Annotated in this window: 22 protein-coding genes; 16 read left to right on the plus strand and 6 right to left on the minus strand. The window is 73.6% G+C overall.

The features are described 5' to 3' along the window. Window positions 1–149: 149 nt before the first annotated feature. From OG715_RS30615 to OG715_RS30660, 10 genes are all read left to right on the plus strand, one after another. A complete protein-coding gene (locus OG715_RS30615) occupies window positions 150–1082 on the plus strand; it encodes a hypothetical protein (RefSeq protein ID WP_266274056.1) in 933 nt (310 codons plus the stop codon). Between the two features lie 210 nt (window positions 1083–1292). Further along, window positions 1293–2891 carry an ABC-F family ATP-binding cassette domain-containing protein gene (locus OG715_RS30620; RefSeq protein ID WP_266274055.1) on the plus strand — a complete coding sequence of 533 codons (1599 nt, stop codon included), beginning with the start codon at window positions 1293–1295 and terminating at the stop codon, window positions 2889–2891. Between the two features lie 388 nt (window positions 2892–3279). Further along, window positions 3280–3513 carry a helix-turn-helix domain-containing protein gene (locus OG715_RS30625; RefSeq protein WP_030398279.1) on the plus strand — a complete coding sequence of 78 codons (234 nt, stop codon included), beginning with the start codon at window positions 3280–3282 and terminating at the stop codon, window positions 3511–3513. A gap of 232 nt (window positions 3514–3745) precedes the next feature. Then, on the plus strand, window positions 3746–4552 hold the full coding sequence (locus OG715_RS30630) for an enoyl-CoA hydratase/isomerase family protein (protein WP_266274054.1): 807 nt from the start codon (window positions 3746–3748) through the stop codon (window positions 4550–4552). 221 nt (window positions 4553–4773) lie between these two features. Next, the gene (locus OG715_RS30635) at window positions 4774–5280 is read left to right on the plus strand and encodes an Asp23/Gls24 family envelope stress response protein (RefSeq protein WP_266274053.1); all 507 of its coding nucleotides are present in this window, start codon (window positions 4774–4776) and stop codon (window positions 5278–5280) included. A gap of 73 nt (window positions 5281–5353) precedes the next feature. Beyond that, window positions 5354–5545 (plus strand): hypothetical protein, encoded by a 192-nt coding sequence (locus OG715_RS30640; RefSeq protein ID WP_030398276.1) that lies wholly within the window; start codon window positions 5354–5356, stop codon window positions 5543–5545. Further along, on the plus strand, window positions 5545–5904 hold the full coding sequence (locus OG715_RS30645) for a hypothetical protein (protein WP_266274052.1): 360 nt from the start codon (window positions 5545–5547) through the stop codon (window positions 5902–5904). The genes OG715_RS30640 and OG715_RS30645 overlap by 1 nt, the downstream gene beginning before the upstream one ends. Beyond that, window positions 5901–6122, plus strand: a complete 222-nt coding sequence (locus OG715_RS30650; protein WP_266274051.1) for a hypothetical protein — start codon at window positions 5901–5903, stop codon at window positions 6120–6122. The genes OG715_RS30645 and OG715_RS30650 overlap by 4 nt, the downstream gene beginning before the upstream one ends. Continuing rightward, window positions 6119–6820 carry a DUF6286 domain-containing protein gene (locus tag OG715_RS30655; RefSeq protein WP_266274050.1) on the plus strand — a complete coding sequence of 234 codons (702 nt, stop codon included), beginning with the start codon at window positions 6119–6121 and terminating at the stop codon, window positions 6818–6820. Before OG715_RS30650 ends, OG715_RS30655 begins: the two co-directional genes overlap by 4 nt. Continuing rightward, on the plus strand, window positions 6817–7458 hold the full coding sequence (locus OG715_RS30660; protein WP_266274049.1) for an alkaline shock response membrane anchor protein AmaP: 642 nt from the start codon (window positions 6817–6819) through the stop codon (window positions 7456–7458). The genes OG715_RS30655 and OG715_RS30660 overlap by 4 nt, the downstream gene beginning before the upstream one ends. Window positions 7459–7497: 39 nt before the next feature. Here OG715_RS30660 and OG715_RS30665 read toward each other — a convergent pair whose 3' ends face one another. Beyond that, window positions 7498–8271: an SDR family oxidoreductase gene (locus OG715_RS30665; RefSeq protein ID WP_266274048.1), complete on the minus strand. Its 774-nt coding sequence runs from the start codon at window positions 8269–8271 to the stop codon at window positions 7498–7500. A 142-nt stretch (window positions 8272–8413) separates the two neighbouring features. On the opposite strand from OG715_RS30665, the gene OG715_RS30670 reads away from it, so the two are divergent. Continuing rightward, window positions 8414–8857 (plus strand): MerR family transcriptional regulator, encoded by a 444-nt coding sequence (locus OG715_RS30670; RefSeq protein WP_266274047.1) that lies wholly within the window; start codon window positions 8414–8416, stop codon window positions 8855–8857. 3 nt (window positions 8858–8860) lie between these two features. Further along, a complete protein-coding gene (trxA, locus tag OG715_RS30675; protein ID WP_323182228.1) occupies window positions 8861–9193 on the plus strand; it encodes a thioredoxin in 333 nt (110 codons plus the stop codon). A gap of 19 nt (window positions 9194–9212) precedes the next feature. Here trxA and OG715_RS30680 read toward each other — a convergent pair whose 3' ends face one another. After that, window positions 9213–10010 carry an SURF1 family cytochrome oxidase biogenesis protein gene (locus OG715_RS30680; RefSeq protein ID WP_266274046.1) on the minus strand — a complete coding sequence of 266 codons (798 nt, stop codon included), beginning with the start codon at window positions 10008–10010 and terminating at the stop codon, window positions 9213–9215. Window positions 10011–10041: 31 nt separating this feature from the next. Beyond that, window positions 10042–11040 carry a DEDDh family exonuclease gene (locus OG715_RS30685; RefSeq protein ID WP_266274045.1) on the minus strand — a complete coding sequence of 333 codons (999 nt, stop codon included), beginning with the start codon at window positions 11038–11040 and terminating at the stop codon, window positions 10042–10044. A 193-nt stretch (window positions 11041–11233) separates the two neighbouring features. Between OG715_RS30685 and OG715_RS30690 the strand changes: the two genes are divergently transcribed. The 4 genes from OG715_RS30690 to moaA all read left to right on the plus strand — a co-directional run bounded on the left by OG715_RS30690 (window position 11234) and on the right by moaA (window position 15600). Then, on the plus strand, window positions 11234–12277 hold the full coding sequence (locus OG715_RS30690) for a zinc-dependent alcohol dehydrogenase family protein (protein WP_266274044.1): 1044 nt from the start codon (window positions 11234–11236) through the stop codon (window positions 12275–12277). A gap of 277 nt (window positions 12278–12554) precedes the next feature. Next, on the plus strand, window positions 12555–12911 hold the full coding sequence (locus OG715_RS30695) for a DUF485 domain-containing protein (protein ID WP_266274043.1): 357 nt from the start codon (window positions 12555–12557) through the stop codon (window positions 12909–12911). Further along, window positions 12908–14518 (plus strand): solute symporter family protein, encoded by a 1611-nt coding sequence (locus OG715_RS30700; protein WP_266274042.1) that lies wholly within the window; start codon window positions 12908–12910, stop codon window positions 14516–14518. The genes OG715_RS30695 and OG715_RS30700 overlap by 4 nt, the downstream gene beginning before the upstream one ends. Window positions 14519–14610: 92 nt before the next feature. Beyond that, window positions 14611–15600 carry a GTP 3',8-cyclase MoaA gene (gene moaA, locus OG715_RS30705; protein WP_266274041.1) on the plus strand — a complete coding sequence of 330 codons (990 nt, stop codon included), beginning with the start codon at window positions 14611–14613 and terminating at the stop codon, window positions 15598–15600. A gap of 17 nt (window positions 15601–15617) precedes the next feature. On the opposite strand, the gene OG715_RS30710 is transcribed toward moaA, so the two are convergent. The 3 genes from OG715_RS30710 to OG715_RS30720 all read right to left on the minus strand — a co-directional run bounded on the left by OG715_RS30710 (window position 15618) and on the right by OG715_RS30720 (window position 17227). Then, window positions 15618–15851: a hypothetical protein gene (locus OG715_RS30710; protein ID WP_266274040.1), complete on the minus strand. Its 234-nt coding sequence runs from the start codon at window positions 15849–15851 to the stop codon at window positions 15618–15620. A gap of 335 nt (window positions 15852–16186) precedes the next feature. Next, window positions 16187–16576 carry a DUF3099 domain-containing protein gene (locus OG715_RS30715; RefSeq protein WP_266274039.1) on the minus strand — a complete coding sequence of 130 codons (390 nt, stop codon included), beginning with the start codon at window positions 16574–16576 and terminating at the stop codon, window positions 16187–16189. Window positions 16577–16678: 102 nt separating this feature from the next. Further along, a complete protein-coding gene (locus OG715_RS30720; protein WP_266274038.1) occupies window positions 16679–17227 on the minus strand; it encodes an RNA 2'-phosphotransferase in 549 nt (182 codons plus the stop codon).

Below are 17227 nucleotides of genomic sequence, written 5' to 3' on the forward strand. Positions count from 1 at the left end.
GCCCCGCCCGGGGCCCCGCCGGGCCCGACGGCGCAGGTCGCCGGGCGGGTCCGGGAGGCCCGCGCCCGCCCGCCGCGCGGGCCTGCGCCGTTCGGCGGTACGACGAATCGCGGCTGACTCGCGCGGGTGCCGAAAGGTACGCTCCGCCCGTGTCCTGGAAGTCGCGCGCCCTCAGCCCCCGATCGATCCTGCCTGCCCTGGCGGTGCTGCTGGTCCTTGTGGCGGGCGCCGCCGCGCACGCCAACAAGCCGGTCCCGTTCGGCGACCGGGTGGCCGCACGGAGCGCCGCGGACCCGAGCACGGATCCCACCGCGACCCTCGACGCCGCCGACCTCGACCTGCGGGTCGGCCCCGGCCTGGAGGCGTACCACCGGGCCACCGGCGAGCACGCCTGGTCCTACCAGCGGGAGGGCGCCACCGCGCTCTACCTCGCGATGGCCGCCGAGAACGCCGTCGTGATCTGGGACGACGGCCTCGTCACCTCGGTGCGCCCCGGCGACCAGCAGGTCCGCTGGCACCGCGCGGTACCCGGACTCGCGGACTGGCTGCGCGCCGCCGGCGAACCGGGCGCCGACAAGCGGACCGAGGAGCAGCGCAAGCAGCAGGCCACCGAGCGGGCCTCGGCCGCACTGCGCACCGTCCAGCAGTCCACGCCCTGGGTGGCGGTCGTCACTCCCCAGCTCACCATGGGCTTCCGGGACGCCGACGGCGACCTGCGCTACAACTCCAAGCCGGCCGGCAACTGCGTCTACGACCCCGAGCGCACGGTGGCCACCGACTACGCGGTGCTGGTCCCGCGCAGCTGCGCCAACAGCACCGGGCAGCAGGTCTCCGGCGGCATCTCCGGCTACCGGCTGGACAGCACCGGCTGGCAGCTGAACGCCGGCCCCGGCGTCTCGATGAAGGCGCTGGACGGGCGCCGGGTGCTGATCTCGGACGGGCCGATCGTCACCCCGCGGGTCTTCGACACCTGGGCCGCCGCCCCCGAGGCCGCCTGCGGCAGCGCGGCCGAGCCGTTCGCCGCCGTCCCCCCGGCGGGCGGCTGCGCGGTACCGGACCCGGACAGCCCGCAGGCCCGCTAGGACGGGTCTCCGGCCCCCGGTCGGGCGGCTCCTCCCGGGCCGCGCGCGCGGCCCGGTAGACTTGCCGCCATGGCTGTTCTCTCCGGGCACTAGCGGGTGCGCGGCACCGCCCCGAGCGGTCCGCCGAACCCCGTCGACGACGCCCCTTCCCGCCGCCCCGGCCCGAGCCCGTCCGGTCGCCCGCCCACGTCCCAGGAGTAGTGCCCAGCCATGATTTCCGTCAACGGCCTCGAACTGCGCGCCGGCGCCCGGATCCTGATCGAGTCCGCGAACTTCAAGGTCGCCGCCGGCGACCGGATCGGCCTGGTCGGGCGCAACGGCGCCGGCAAGACCACGCTGACCAAGGTGCTGGCCGGCGACGGCATCCCCGCGGCCGGCACCGTGATCCGCTCCGGCGAGGTCGGCTACCTGCCGCAGGACCCGCGCACCGGCGACCTCGACGTCCTGGCCAAGGACCGCATCCTCTCCGCCCGCGGCCTCGACACCGTGCTGAAGAAGATGCGCGAGAACGAGGACCGGATGGCGAACGGCAAGGGCGCCACCCAGGAGAACGCGATGAAGAAGTACGCGCGCCTGGAGACCGAGTTCCTCACCAAGGGCGGCTACGCCGCCGAGGCCGAGGCCGCGACCATCGCCGCCGCGCTGGGCCTGCCGGACCGCATCCTCAACCAGCCGCTGCACACCCTCTCCGGTGGCCAGCGCCGCCGCGTCGAGCTCGCCCGGATCCTGTTCTCCGACTCGGACGTGCTGCTCCTCGACGAGCCCACCAACCACCTCGACGCCGACTCGATCGTCTGGCTGCGGGACTTCCTGAAGACCTACAAGGGCGGCTTCATCGTCATCTCGCACGATGTCGAGCTGGTCGAGACGGTCGTCAACAAGGTCTTCTACCTGGACGCCAACCGCTCCGCGATCGACGTCTACAACATGGGCTGGAAGCAGTACCAGCAGCAGCGCGAGGACGACGAGAAGCGCCGCAAGCGCGAGCGGGCCAACGCCGAGAAGAAGGCCGCGACGCTCAACGCCCAGGCCGACAAGATGCGCGCCAAGGCCACCAAGACCGTCGCCGCGCAGAACATGGCCCGCCGCGCCGACAAGCTGCTCTCCGGCCTGGAGCAGGTCCGGATGAACGACAAGGTCGCCAAGCTGCGCTTCCCGGACCCGGCCCCGTGCGGCAAGACCCCGCTGACCGCCAGCGGGCTGTCCAAGTCCTACGGCTCGCTGGAGATCTTCACCGACGTCGACCTGGCCATCGACCGGGGCTCGCGGGTCGTCGTGCTGGGCTTCAACGGCGCCGGCAAGACCACCCTGCTGCGGATGCTCGCCGGGGTGGAGAAGCCGGACACCGGCGAGGTGATCCCGGGCCACGGCCTGAAGATCGGCTACTACGCCCAGGAGCACGAGACCCTGGACCCGGAGCGCACGGTGCTGGAGAACATGCGTTCCTCGGCCCCGGACACCGACCTGGTGCAGATCCGCAAGATCCTCGGTTCGTTCCTGTTCTCCGGCGACGACGTCGACAAGCCGGCCGGGGTGCTCTCCGGCGGCGAGAAGACCCGGCTCGCGCTGGCCTCGCTGGTGGTCTCCAGCGCCAATGTGCTGCTCCTCGACGAGCCGACCAACAACCTGGACCCGGCCAGCCGCGAGGAGATCCTCGGCGCGCTGCGCGAGTTCAGCGGCGCGGTCGTGCTGGTCACCCACGACGAGGGCGCGGTCGACGCGCTCCAGCCGGAGCGGATCATCCTGCTCCCCGACGGCGTCGAGGACCTCTGGAGCCCGGCCTACGCCGACCTGGTCTCGCTGGCCTGATTCCGCCACGTCAGGGCCCGGTCGTCCGTACGGACGACCGGGCCTTCGTGTTCCCGTCCGGCCGGCCGTAGACGCTTCCTCCACTTTCTGCGCCAGAAAAACTACTCCTTCCGGCGTGTCCGGGAATGAAGGGGTCGCGCATTCCGTTTGAGGAGCTTCCGTCAGCCCACCACTCGATCGTGGTCGGGCCCACGCTGCTGATCAGCCCATTCGCACCGAACGGCGGTAGACCTCCGGGGGCGTGCACTCAGCGTGAGCGCCCTTGTGCGCTCGGATCACCACCGCAGGACCGCCCATTCCAGACATGGACCTTGTCGAATGGGTGGCCAGGACGCGGTGGATGGGTGATCATGGGAATCTGACCGAGCAACGCTACGAGGAGGCACGGGTGGCCGAGACTCTGAAAAAGGGCAGCCGGGTAACCGGTGCCGCGCGTGAGAAGCTCGCGGCCGATCTCAAGAAGAAGTACGACTCCGGGGCGAGCATTCGTGCCCTCGCGGAGGAGACCGGTCGCTCGTACGGCTTCGTGCACCGAATGCTGAGCGAATCCGGAGTGATCCTCCGGGGACGCGGCGGTGCTACGCGGGGCAAGAACAAAGCCGCAGCCGGGGCCGGCTCCTGACGCCCCGTCAATTCATCGGACGGATGACTCGGCGGCAGGGCGCCGACCGGGAGGGCGACCGTCGATCGCCAGTCCCCGGCCAGAGCGAACCGGCCGCCGATCGTCATGTCGCGGCCCGGCCGTGACCCGGTCGCGAGCCGCCGCACGACGATCGCCGGTGGGGCCCTGCCGCTGCGCCGTCAGTTTTGTTACTCTCCGGTAGCCAAGCACCCTCGCCACCGGAGGTTCCCGCATGACCGCTCCCGCCACCGATCCGCAGACCCCGAGCGGGGAGCAGGACGGCGTTCGCCTGGAGCTCGACGGCGACCTCGCCGTCGTCACCCTCTGTCAGCCCGCGCGGCGGAACGCGCAGTCCCCCGCGATGTGGCGAGCCCTTGCCGCCGTCGGCCGCGAGCTGCCCGGGAACGTCCGGGTGGTGCTGCTCCGCGCCGAGGGCGTCTCCTTCTCCGCCGGCCTGGACCGCGCGATGTTCAGCCCCGAGGGCATCCCCGGCGAGCCCAGCTTCCTCCAGCTGGCCGGAGCCGAGGACAAGGAACTCGACGCGACCATCGCCGGCTACCAGGAGGCCTTCACCTGGTGGCGCCGCCCCGACCTGGTCACCCTCGCCGCCGTCCAGGGCCACGCCGTCGGCGCGGGCTTCCAGCTCGCCCTCGGCTGTGACCTGCGGGTGGTCGCCGAGGACGTGCAGTTCTCCATGAAGGAGACCTCGCTCGGCCTCGTCCCCGACCTCGGCGGTACCAAGCCGCTGGCCGACCTGGTCGGCTACGGCCGGGCGCTGGAGATCTGCGCCACCGGCCGCTGGGTCGGCGCCGACGAGGCCACCGCGATCGGCCTGGCCAACCTCGCCGTCCCGGCCGCCGAGCTGGACGCCGCCGCCCGCGACCTCGCCGCCGCCCTGCTCGCCGCACCGCGCAACGCGGTCATCGAGACCAAGGCCCTGCTCCAGGGCGCCGCCGCCCGCTCCTACGACGAGCAGCGCTCCGCCGAACGGGCGGCCCAGGCCCGCCGCCTGCGCGACCTGGCCGGCCTCGGCGACTGACCGGCCGCTCGCCCGAACGGCTGCTTCGGGGCCCGGCCCCGTGGGACGACCCACGGGGCCGGGCCCTTCCGCGTGTCCCTCCGGCCATCTGTTCGGCCATTCGGCCGGCCGTTCACCCGCCGGTCCGTCCGTCCGGCTGCTCCGGGGGCGGGAACCGTGGCGAAATGCCAGAGTTGGAGCGATTTGCGATATAGCTGGAGCCGCACAACGGGAGATGAGCCATGCCTGACACTCCGACGCCCGCCACCCTGCACAAGAACCCCTCGGCCGGTGCCGCCGCGTCCTCGACGGGCGCCGACGGCGCGACAGCGGTCGCCGATCGCGGCCGCACCGCGCTGGCCGTCGGCGTGGTCGAGAAGATCGCCGGGATGGCCGCGCGCGAGGTCAGCGGTATCCACGCCCTCGGCTCCGGCCTCGCCCGCACCTTCGGCGCGATGCGGGACCGGGTCCCCGGCGGCCGCAGCAGCATCGGGCGCGGCATCAAGGCCGAGGTGGGGGAGAAGCAGACCGCCATCGACATCGCGCTGGTCGTCGAGTACGGCGTCGTCATCCCCGAACTCGCCCGCCAGGTACGGGAGAACATCGTCGACGCGGTCGAGCGGATGACCGGTCTGGAGGTCGTCGAGGTGAACATCGCCGTCAACGACGTCCACCTGCCCGACGAGCCCGACGTCGTGGAGGAGGAAGAGGAGCCTCCCTCCTCCGCCCAGCGCCCCAAGCTGAAGTAGTCCCAAGCTGAAGCCGTCCCGAGCCGAAGCACTCCCCGGCTGAAGTCGCCCCCGCGAAGACGAGGTGGAACGCATGAACCTGGCCATCGTCGGCCTGGTGGTGGGAATGGCCCTGGGCTTCGCCGGATACTTCGGCGGGTTCGCGGCCTTCCTGCTGGTGGCCGCGCTGGGGGTGGTCGGATTCGTGGTCGGCCGTCTGCTGGAGGGCGACATCGAGCTCGGCGAGCTCGGCGACCTGCTGCGCAGTCGCGACCGGCGCCGCTGATGGCGGCCCTCGTCCCCGCGCCCGCGCACGGGGGACCCGGCACACGCGGCCGGCTGCGGATCGCCGACCGGGTCTACGCCCGGATCGCCGCCAGGGCCGCCCGGGAGGCGCTCGCCGACGCCTGGCAGGGCCGGACCGCGCGCGGCGCACCGCCCACGGTCTCGGTGAACACCCCGTCCGCGCCGGGCGCCCCGGTCACCGTGCGGGTGGCCGTAGACCTGCCCTTCCCCTCCGATCTCACCGCCCTGGCCCTTGCCGTCAAGGACCGGATCGGCGCCGACGTCCGCGCCCTGACGGCCACCCGGGTGGCCGAGGTGGTCGTGGTGGTCGAGCACCTGGTGCCGGAGGTGGCGGGATGAGCACCTGGCGGAGCGCCGGGGTGGGCCGGCGGGAGGTCTGGGCCACCGGCGGCGGCCGTTGCGGCGGCAGCACCGGGCCGGGCTGGGGCCGGGGCCGTCCCGGCCCGGGCGGCGGACCGGCCTGCCACGGCGGCTGCTGGATGACCGGGCCCGCCGTGCGGCGGGCGGACCTCGTCGTGCGCCGGCCCGGCCGGCCGGGCCAGGAGGGGCGGGCATGAGCGGCGGGGGCGGCGAGCCGCCGGCCGGGGACACCCCGGAGGACCCGGCCGCCGAACCGGCGCCGAAGGTGCCCCGGCTGCGCGCGCCGCGCACCACGGCCGCCGTCGTGGTGGCCACCGTGCTGCTGATCCTGGCCTTGGCGCTGCTGTACGACGTGGTGGCCGTCCGGGCCGGACAGCCGGCCCGGCAGTGGCGTACGGACCTCGCCGACGAGCTGGCCGCCCGGCACGTGGACGATCTCGCGGTACTGCTCGGCGCCGGGGCGGTCACCCTGCTCGGCGGCTGGCTGCTGTGGCTCGCGCTCGCCCCCGGCCTCGGCCGCTGGCTGCCGCTGCGCCCGCACGGGGACACCGCGGCGGCCATCGACCGGTCCGGTGTGGCCGCGCTGCTGGCCGACCGGGCGGCGGGGCTGCCGGGTGTCGAGCACCTCAAGGTGCGGATCAACCGGCGCCGGGTGCGGATCGCGCTGGTCGGACCGGCCGATCCGGCCTCGGTGCAGCGGCAGCTGCGCGCGGAGCTGGCGGCGGTCACCCTGGCCGGGCCGCTGCGGCTGGACGTGCGGACGGCGGGCCGGGGTCGACGGGCCGGGGCCGGTCCGGTGGAGGAGGAGCCGGTGGGGGAGGACAGCGTGGTCGAAGGCAGCGGGCCGGAGCGCAGCGTGCCGGAGGGTCCGGTGCGGGGCGGTGGTGGCGGGTGAGCCGGACCGCGGTCAACCGGCTGCTGCTGGGGGTGGTCGGGGCGGTGCTGCTGGCGGCCGGGCTGCTGGTGCTGCTCGGCGGGCTCGACCTGTACCGGCGCCTCGGTGTGGACCCGCCGTCCCGCTGGCCGCTCGCCTCGCCCGACCGGCCGGTGCTCGGTGTCCGGGCGCGCACCCGCTGGGCGGACCGGTCCTGGTGGTGGCCGGTGGTGATCGGGGGCCTCTCGCTGGTGGTCCTGGGCACCGGCTGGTGGCTGCTGGCGCAGCTGCGCCGCAGCGGCCCGACGACCGTCCTGCTGCCGACGCCGGGGGTGTCCGGGCTGCGGCTGCGGTTGCGGACCAGGGCCCTGGAGGAGGCGGTGGAGAGCGGTGCGGTCACCCTGCCGGAGGTCGAGCGGGTGGGCGTCCGGCTGGTGCGCGGGCGTCGGCACCCCCGGCTGCGGGCGGCCGTGCGGATGACCCCGGGCGGTGATCCGGCCGCGCTCGCCGAGCACTTCGAGACCGGCCCGCGCACCGGGGCGCGGGCCAGTCTGGGGCTGCCGGAGCTGCCGGCGGAGCTGCGGATCCGGGTGGTCGCGGCGCGGCCGGAGGTCACCGGGCGTCAGCACCGCCGGGGCAAGCGGCCACGCGTGGTCTGACCGCCCGGTCCCCGACGGCGACGTCCGCCCGGCGGCGGCTCAGAGGCCGCGCAGGGCGCCGCCGTCGACCGGGACCATCACCCCGGTGAGGTAGGAGGCGGCGGGGGAGAGCAGGAACGCGGCGACCTTGCCGAACTCCTCCGGGGTGCCGTAGCGGCCGAGCGGGATCGCGGCGCTGTGGTGGGCCCGGGAGGCCTCCGGGTCGCCGCCGAGCGCGTCGAGCTCACGGACCCGGTCGGTGTCGATCCGGGCCGGGAGCAGGCCCACCACCCGGATGCCGCGCGGTCCGAGCTCGTCGGCCAGCGACTTGGCGGCCATCGCCAGGCCCGGGCGCAGGCCGTTGGAGATGCCGAGGCCGGGGATGGGTTGGCGGACCGAGCCGGAGAGCACGAAGCCGATCACCCCGCCCTCGCCGAGGGCCGCGGCGGCGACGCGGGCGATCCGCAGGGCGCCGAGGAAGACCGATTCGAAGGCGTCCCGCCAGGCTTCCTCGGGGGCGGTGGCGACCGGTCCGGCCTGCGGTCCGCCGACGCTGATCAGGATGCCGTCGAGGCGGCCGAAGTGTTCGACGGCCGAGGCGACCAGCCGTTCGGCGGTGCCGGGGTCGGCGTTGTCGGCGACCAGTCCGTGCACCGCGTCGGGCCCGTCGCCGAGGGCGGCGAGTTCGGCCGCGGCGGCGTCGACGGCCTCCGCGCCGCGGCCGGTGACCAGCACCCGGGCGCCGTCGGCGGCGAGTTCGCGGGCGGTGGCCAGGCCCAGGCCCCGGGTCGCCCCGGTGACCACGTACACCTTGTGCTGCAGTCCAAGATCCATGGGCACATCCTGCCGGGTGGGCCCGGGCCGTCGGTAGCGGGCGCGGCGGGCCGGCCGGTGCCGCTGGCGTTGACGTCGGCGTCAAGGTCTACCGTCGGTCCCGGCGGCGTTCGGACGGCTGCCGGAAGGGCAGGGTCCGGACATGCGGATCGGTGAACTGGCGAAGCGGGCGGGGACGACCACCCGGGCACTGCGGTACTACGAGCAGCTCGGGCTGCTCCCGGCCCGTCGGGCCGGCAACGGGTACCGCGCGTACGGGGAGGAGGACGTGCGGCTGCTCCGGCAGATCCGCACCCTCCAGGACTTCGGCTTCGGGCTGGAGGAGACCAGGCCGTTCGTCGAGTGCCTGCAGGCGGGGCACCCGCACGGCGACTCCTGCCCGGCCTCGCTGGAGGTCTACCGGAAGAAGCTGTCCGAGCTGGACGAGTGCATCGCCCGGCTGGAGGAGGTCCGTTCCCGGGTGTCCGAGCAGTTCGCCCGGGCGGAGCGGGAGCGCGACGCGCTGGCGGCCGGGGCCGCCGGGGAGCCGCCGCAGTGCGAGTGGGCCGCGTCCGCGGCCCCCGACCGGAACACAGGGGAGTGGTAGCGCATGATGCGGATCGCGGGAGTGACGACGGTGACGGACGAGACCTTCGCCGCCGAGGTGCTGGCCGCCGAGGGGCCGGTGCTGGTGGACTTCACGGCGGACTGGTGCCCGCCGTGCCGCCAGATGGCGCCCGTCCTGGCGGACATCGCCCGGGAGGAGGCGCACCGGCTGACGGTGGTCAGTCTGGACGTGGACCACAATCCGGAGACCCAGGCGGCCTACGGCGTGCTGTCGATGCCGACGCTGATGGTGTTCCGCGGCGGTGAGCCGGTGAAGTCGGTGGTCGGCGCGCGGGCCAAGGCCCGGCTGCTGCGCGACCTGGAGGACGTGATCTGACGGGTGGCGGCCCGGGGGCTCAGGCGGGGACGGCGACCGGCAGGCCCTCGGTCCCGGCGGCCTCCTTGCGGCGGTCCTTGGCCTCGCGCCGGGCCATCACCACGAACCCGACCGGGATCAGGGCGGTGAAGAGCCACCACTGGATCGCGTACGCCATGTGCGGCCCGATGTCGGAGTGGTTGGGCTCGGGCAGCAGCTCGGGCTGGTCGGCGGGGGCCGGCAGGGTGGCGGTGAGCTCCAGGTAGCCGCCGAGCAGGGCGGCGCCGGTTTCCCTGGCCTGCTGGGTGGAGCTGATCAGGTTGAACTGCCGGTCCGGCAGTCCGGCCCGGTCCTTGATGCTGCCGCCGGCGGCCTCGTCGGCGCGCAGCCGGCCGGTCAGGGCGACCTGGCCGGCCGGGGCGGCCGGGACGGCGGGGTACTCGACGGCGGAGTTGCCGGAGGCCACCCAGCCCCGGTTGACCAGGACGGTGCCCGCGCCGTCGGCGAGCACCAGCGGGGTGATCACGAAGTAGCCGATCTTGTCGCCGCTGGAGTCGGTCCGCTTGCGGACCACGAACTCGTGCGCCGGGTCGTACTGCCCGGTGGCCGTCACGGTCCGCCAGGTGAGGTCCTTGGGGACGGCGAAGCCGGGCGCCGCCGACAGGGTGTCGAACGGCACGGGCTGGTCGGTGAGGGACCGGGCGATCAGCTCGTTGCGGTCGACCCGCGCCTCGTGGCGGTGCAGCTGCCAGAACCCCAGCCGGACGGTCGCGGGGATCAGCAGCAGGGCGATCAGCAGGGTGATCAGCCAGCGCCGGGAGAGCAGAAAACGGTACACATGGGCACGGTACGCCCTGTTCACAACGGGCTCACGCACCGGGGTGCGGGGCGACCTCGCGGAGCAGTTGGAGGAAGGCGTCCTCGCCGACGACCGGGGTGCCGAGCTCGCGGGCCCGGCGGGCCTTGCCGCTCCAGCTGCCCGGTTCGTTGGTGACCAGCAGGCTGGTGAGGCGGCTCACCGAGGTGGCGATGTGCAGGCCGGCCTCGACGGCGCGGTCCTCCAGCAGTTCCCGGTCGGTGGCGGTGTCGCCGGTGAAGGCGATCCGCATGCCCTGGACCAGCGGACCGCCGTCCGCCCAGCGTCCCGGGTTGGGGTAGGGGCACGGCGGGCGCTTCTTGGCCTGGCGGTAGGCCGCGCCGGTCCAGGAGGCCCGGGAGGGGGAGGCGGGGGTGTCCTCGCCGAGGTCGGTGACGGCGACGCAGGCCTGGAGCGGCAGCGGGACGCCGCCGGAGCGGGCCAGGTGCAGGCTGGGGCGGAAGGCCTCGGCGAGGACCCGGGCGTCGTCGAGCGCGTTGTGCGCCTGGCGCTGCTGGACGCCGAAGTACTGGGCGAGCGAGGAGAGCTTGCCGTTGGGCAGCGGCAGCCGCAGGTCGCGGGCGAGCACCATGGTGCACAGCCGCTGGTCGACCGGGGCGTGCAGGCCGGCCCGGGAGAACTCGCGGGAGATCATGTTCCAGTCGAAGAGCGCGTTGTGGGCGACCAGAACCCGGTCGCGCAGCCGCTCGGCGAACTCGCCGGCGATCTCCGGGAAGGTGGGGGCGCCGGCCAGCTGGTCGTCGGTGAGGCCGTGGATCCAGACCGGGCCGGGGTCGCGCTCGGGGTTGACCAGGGTGTACCAGTGGTCGGTGACCTCGCCCTCGTCGTCCAGCTGGTAGACGCCCGCCGAGATGACGCGGTCCGTCCGGCCGAGGCCGGTGGTCTCGACGTCCACCACCGCGAAGCCGGCGGCGGGCGCGGCGGACCGCTGGGCCGGGAGGGGGGCGGTCCGCGGAGCTGCGCCGGGGGTCTCGGGCTGGATCGCGTACATGGTGCAACAGAATACGGCCCGTCGGCGGTCGCGGAGGGCGGTCCGGCGAGGTGGGCCCCGGTCCGCCGCTGTCCGGAATGTTGCCGGGGGCGCCCCGGAATAGAGTGGACGGTGCAGTCGTCGTACATCTGGTCGATTGTTTTCCGGTCGTCCGCGCCACCCCTGCGGACACCTCTGCGAAGGACGAACCCTCATGCGCGCCACGGTCATCCACGGTCCCAATGACATCCGGATCGAGCAGGTGCCGGACCCGGTCGTCCAGCAGCCGACCGACGTCGTGGTGCGGGTGGTGAACGCCTGCATCTGCGGCAGCGACCTGTGGGCGTACCGGGGTGTCGCCTCGCGGGTGGCCGGGCAGCGGATCGGGCACGAGTTCCTGGGTGTGGTCGAGGAGGTCGGCGCCGAGGTCCGCGACTTCCGCCGGGGCGACCTGGTGGTGGCGCCGTTCGTCTGGTCGGACGGCACGTGTGACTTTTGTCGCGAGGGACTGCAGACCTCCTGCCCGCACGGCGGCTTCTGGGGCGAGGTCGGCTCGGACGGCGGGCAGGGCGAGGCGGTGCGCGTCCCGTTCGCGGACGGCACCCTGGTGAAGCTGCCCAAGGAGGCGCTGGGCGACGAGAAGCTGCTGCCGGGCCTGCTGGCGCTGTCGGACGTGATGGCGACCGGTCACCACGCGGCGGTCTCGGCGCGGGTCCGGGCGGGCGACACGGTGGCGGTGGTCGGGGACGGCGCGGTCGGCCTGTGCGGGGTGCTGGCCGCGCACCGGCTGGGCGCCGGGCGGATCATCGCGCTGGGCCGGCACACCGCCCGGACGGACCTGGCCCGCCGGTTCGGCGCGACCGACGTGGTCGCCGAGCGCGGCGAGGCGGCGATCGAGGCGGTGCGCGAGCTGACCGGCGGGCAGGGCGCGCACGCCGTGCTGGAGGCGGTCGGCACCGAGGAGTCGATGCGCACCGCCGTGTCGATCGCCCGGGACGGCGGCGCGGTCGGTTACGTGGGTGTGCCGCACGGCGGCAGCGCGGGCGTGGACATCGGTCAGATGTTCGGCCGAAACGTTTCGCTCAACGGCGGCGTCGCGCCGGCCCGCGCCTACATCCCCGAGCTGCTCGCGGACGTCCTGTCCGGCGCGATCGAGCCGGGCCTGGTCTTCGACCGCACGGTCGACCTGGACGGCGTTCCGGACGGCTACCGGGCGATGACCGACCGCTCCGCGCTGAAGGTGCGGATCGAGTTCTGATCGGACGCCTCTTGGCGGGGCTTGTCGCGAAGAGGTCCTGACGGGTGGTCGGGGCGGCACCGAATGGCCGGTGCCGCCCCTTCCGTTTGCCCGGATACGGTGGTTTTCGGCCAATCGGTTAGTGCAGAGGGGTGAACGTCTGGCTGGTCACGGTCAAACACTTTCGGCTTACGCGCCACCCTCCTAGCATTGCGCGGCGCGCATCCGGACTGTGACGCCGCTCACGTCCGATCGTTCCACTGGTGCGACCACTACGCCGAACGAGTGAGGAGTCAGAGTGGAATCGCCGCCGATCGACACCACCGTCACCGAAACCCAACTCATCGAGGAGAGCGCCGAGTTCCGCGACCTCCGGTCCTCGTTCCGGAGCTACGCGTTTCCGGTCACCATCGGTTTCGTGCTCTGGTACCTGCTCTACGTCCTGCTCTCCAGCTACGCCCCCGGCCTGATGGGCACCCGGGTCGTCGGACACATCAACGTCGCCCTCGTCCTCGGACTGCTCCAGTTCGTCACCACCTTCGCCATCGCGGCCTGGTACGCGCGCTACGCCGCCCGGAGGCTGGACCCGCCCGCGGCCGCCATCCGCGAGGCGCGCGGCGCCGTCGTCCACGCCCCCCGGGAGGCCGCCGAATGAACCTGCTCGCCACGTCCGCCACCGACCACCGCGGCCTCACGATGACCCTGTTCGGGATCTTCGTGCTCGCCACCCTCGGCATCACCGTCTGGGCCGGCCGCCAGACCAAGGACGCCGCCGACTTCTACGCCGGCGGCCGGAGCTTCTCCGGCTTCCAGAACGGCCTCGCCATCTCCGGCGACTACATGTCCGCGGCCTCGTTCCTCGGCATCGCCGGAGCCATCGCGCTGTTCGGCTACGACGGCTTCCTGTACTCGATCGGCTTCCTGGTCGCCTGGCTGGTGGCCCTGCTGCTGGTCGCCGAGCCGCTGCGCAACTCCGGCCGCTACACCATGGCCGACGTGCTGGCCTTCCGGATGCGCCAGCGCCCGGTGCGCACCGCCGCCGGCATCTCCACCATCGTGGTGTCGATCTTCTACCTGCTCGCCCAGATGGTCGGCGCCGGCAGCCTGGTCGCCCTGCTCCTCGGGGTCAGCGGCGACGGCGCCAAGCGCTGGACCATCGTCGCGGTCGGCGCGCTGATGGTCCTCTACGTCGCCATAGGGGGTATGAAGGGCACCACCTGGGTGCAGATCGTCAAGGCCGTGCTGCTGATCGCCGGCACCGCGCTGATGACCGTCCTGGTGCTCGCCAAGTACCACTTCAACATCTCCAGCCTGCTCGGCGCCGCCGCCGACGCCAGCGGCAAGGCCAACGCCTTCCTGGAGCCGGGGCTGAAGTACGGGGCCACCGGCACCAGCAAGCTCGACTTCCTCAGCCTCGGCCTCGCGCTGGTGCTGGGCACCGCCGGACTGCCGCACATCCTGGTCCGCTTCTACACCGTGCCCACCGCCAAGGCCGCCCGGAAGTCCGTGCTCTGGGCGATCGGCATCATCGGCGGCTTCTACCTGATGACCCTCGCGCTCGGCTTCGGCGCCGCCGCGCTGGTCGGCCCGAAGACCATCAAGGCCTCCAACGCGGCCGGCAACACCGCGGCCCCGCTGCTCGCCGAGAACCTCGGCGGCGGCGCGGGCACCACCGGCGGCGCCGTGCTGCTCGCGGTGATCTCCGCGGTCGCCTTCGCCACCATCCTCGCCGTGGTCGCCGGGCTCACCCTGGCCTCCTCGGCCTCCTTCGCCCACGACCTCTACGCCAACGTCATCCGGCGCGGCAAGGTCTCCGAGCGCCAGGAGGTGCACGTGGCCAAGTGGGCCGCCGCCGGGATCGGCGCGGTGGCGATCACGCTCAGCCTGTTCGCCGACAAGCTCAACACCGCCGCCCTGGTCGCCCTGGCCTTCGCGGTCGCCGCCTCGGCGAACCTGCCCACCCTGCTGTTCTCGCTCTTCTGGAGAAGGTTCAACACGGTCGGCGCGGTCAGCTCCGTCTACGCCGGACTGGTCAGCTCGGTGCTGCTGGTGGTCTTCTCACCGGTGGTCTCGGGCGGTAAGAACTCGCTCTTCCCGCACTCCGACTTCCACTGGTTCCCGCTGGAGAACCCCGGCCTGGTCTCGATCCCGGTCGGCTTCCTCGCCGGCTGGCTCGGCACCGTGCTCTCCCGTGAGCAGGCCGACCCGGCGAAGTACGCTGAACTGGAGGTCCGCTCGCTGACCGGGCTGGGCGCCCACTGACGAACAGCCGGTGACTAAGCTGGCCCGGCCCCGCCGCGACGGTGGCCGGGCCGGCCGCACCCAGGCGGCACCTCACTCGGGAAGGGACCGCTGTGCTGCTCGACACCTTCGGCCGCCGCGCCGTCGACCTCCGGGTCTCCCTGACCGACCGGTGCAACCTGCGCTGCACCTACTGCATGCCGGAGCAGGGCCTCCAGTGGCTGGCCAAGCCCGACCTGCTCACCGACGAGGAGATCGTCCGGCTGGTGACGGTCGCGGTCCGCGACCTCGGCGTCCAGGAGGTCCGCTTCACCGGCGGAGAGCCGCTGCTGCGCCCCGGACTGGTCGGCATCGTCCAGGCCTGCGCCGCCCTCGACCCGCGCCCCGAGCTCTCCCTCACCACCAACGGCATCGGCCTCGCCCGCACCGCGGCGGCGCTGCGCGCGGCCGGACTGGACCGGGTGAACGTCTCGCTCGACACCCTCGACCCGGACACCTTCCACACCCTCACCCGGCGCCACCGCCACCAGGACGTCCTGGACGGCCTGGCCGCCGCCGAGGCCGCCGGGCTCACCCCGGTCAAGCTCAACGCGGTGCTGATGCGCGGCGTCAACGAGGACGAGGCGCCCGCGCTGCTCGCCTGGTGCCTGGAGCGCGGCTACGAACTGCGGTTCATCGAGCAGATGCCGCTGGACGCCCAGCACGGCTGGGACCGCTCCTCGATGATCACCGCCGAGGAGATCCTGGACCGGCTGTCCGCCCGCTTCGACCTCACTCCCGAGCCCTCCACGACCCGGGGCGCGGCGCCCGCCGAACGCTGGCTGGTGGACGGCGGCCCCGGCCGGGTCGGGGTGATCGCCTCGGTGACCCGCCCGTTCTGCCGCGCCTGCGACCGCACCCGGCTCACCGCCGACGGCCAGGTCCGCGACTGCCTCTTCGCCACCGGCGAGACCGATCTGCGCTCGGCCCTGCGCTCCGGCGCCGACGACGCCGAACTCGCCGCCCGCTGGCGTACGGCGATGTGGGGCAAGAAGGCCGGAGCCGGGATCGACAGCCCGGAGTTCCACCAGCCGGACCGCCCGATGTCGGCGATCGGCGGCTAGGACCGCTCTGCTGCGGCTCAGCCCGCGTCGGGGGTCCACCCGGCGAAGGGGAGGACCTCCTTGAGGAAGCCGCGGACGCCCAGGAACTGGGAGAGGTGCTCGCGGTGCTCGTCGCAGGCGAGCCAGGTCTTGCGCCGGTCCTGGGTGTGCAGCTTGGGGTTGTTCCAGACCAGGACCCAGACGGCGTCCGCGCGGCAGCCCTTGGCGGAGCAGATCGGGGTCTGCGGCTGAGGGGCGTCGGGGAGCAGCATCGGAGTCGTCCTCGGGGCGGTCGGCGGCGGGTCGTCGCGTGATCGCCGGGCGGTCCGCGGGCGATCGGCGGGGGTGGTCACCGCCAGTCTGTCACGCTCCGGAGCCGTTCCTCCGGGAGGAGGCGGGGGAGCCGGACCCGGAGAACACATGGCGACGCCGGGCAGCCACGGGGGGAGCCGCCCGGCGTCGGTCCGTCGCTCCGACGGGGGATGCGGAGCGCGTACGCAGTATGTCACGGTAGGAGCCGGGTATGGGGAGGTCTTGCATGATTAATCTGAGCTTCTTCTGAGCTTTCCGCTCAGGCAAAGGATGGAAATTCGGTCAAAACGGGCGCTCAGTTCTGATTCTGTGAAGGATCGGTGGGCACACGGCCCGCCCCATCGGCACCGTGAGTCACATTCGCCCCTCCGCCGCCGGTGCCCCCGGGGCCCAGCATCAGCGGCGTCTCCGGCGGCACGTCGAAGGTGGACGGCAGCCCCGGCGCGCGCTCCCGGCCCGCGTTGGCGAGCAGCACCGCGAAGTACGGCAGCAGCACCGCGCCCGCCAGCGCCACGAGCGCCAGCCACCGCTCCACGTCCCACAGGACCACCGCGAGCAGGACGCAGGCCGTCCGCAGCAGCATCGACGCCACATAGCGGCGCTGGCGGCCCCGGACGTCCTCGCTGAGGCTGCTGCGGGCCCCCGTGATCCGGTGGACCTGTCCGGCCCCGGTGCTCTTGCCCATGTCCCTACCGCCCTCGTCCACGCTCCCGCGCGCCTCGCCGCACGGCCACCTCACGGTACGCCCGGAGGGGTCCGGCGACGAGACCGGGTCGGCGGACACGCCTCAAAGACGCCGGGAGAGGTACTCCGGCGGCACCCCGTCCGTCAGCCAGACCCCGTTGGCGCTCACCCGGAACTCGTGGCCCGCGGCGGCCATCGCGGCCGCGTCCACCAGCAGCACCACCGGGCGGCCGTGCCGGGAGCCCACCCGGGTCGCGGTCTCGGAGTCCGCGGAGAGGTGGACGTCCTGCCGGGCCATCGGGCGCAGCCCCTCCCGGTGGATCGCCTCCAGGCTCCGGGTCGCGGTGCCGTGGAACAGCACCGGTGGGGGCTCGGTGGCGGCCAGACCGAGGTCGACCGCCACCGTGTGCCCCTGGCTGGCCCGGATCGAGAGGCCGTCCGGCGAGTAGGCGAAGCGGCGCTTGTTGTTGGTCGCCACCACGTGGTCCAGCTCCGCCCTGGTCAGCCGGGTGCCCCGGGCCGCCAGCGCGGTGAGCAGGACGTCCACCCCCACCCAGCCGGCCGGGTCCAGGGCGACCCCGACCCGTTCCGGCTCGTGCCGCAGGATCCGCGACAGCATCTTGCTCGTCCTGACCGTGCGCTTCTCGTCCAT

Source organism: Kitasatospora purpeofusca (assembly GCF_036010405.1).
In the GTDB taxonomy this organism is placed as follows: Bacteria; Actinomycetota; Actinomycetes; order Streptomycetales; family Streptomycetaceae; genus Kitasatospora; species Kitasatospora purpeofusca.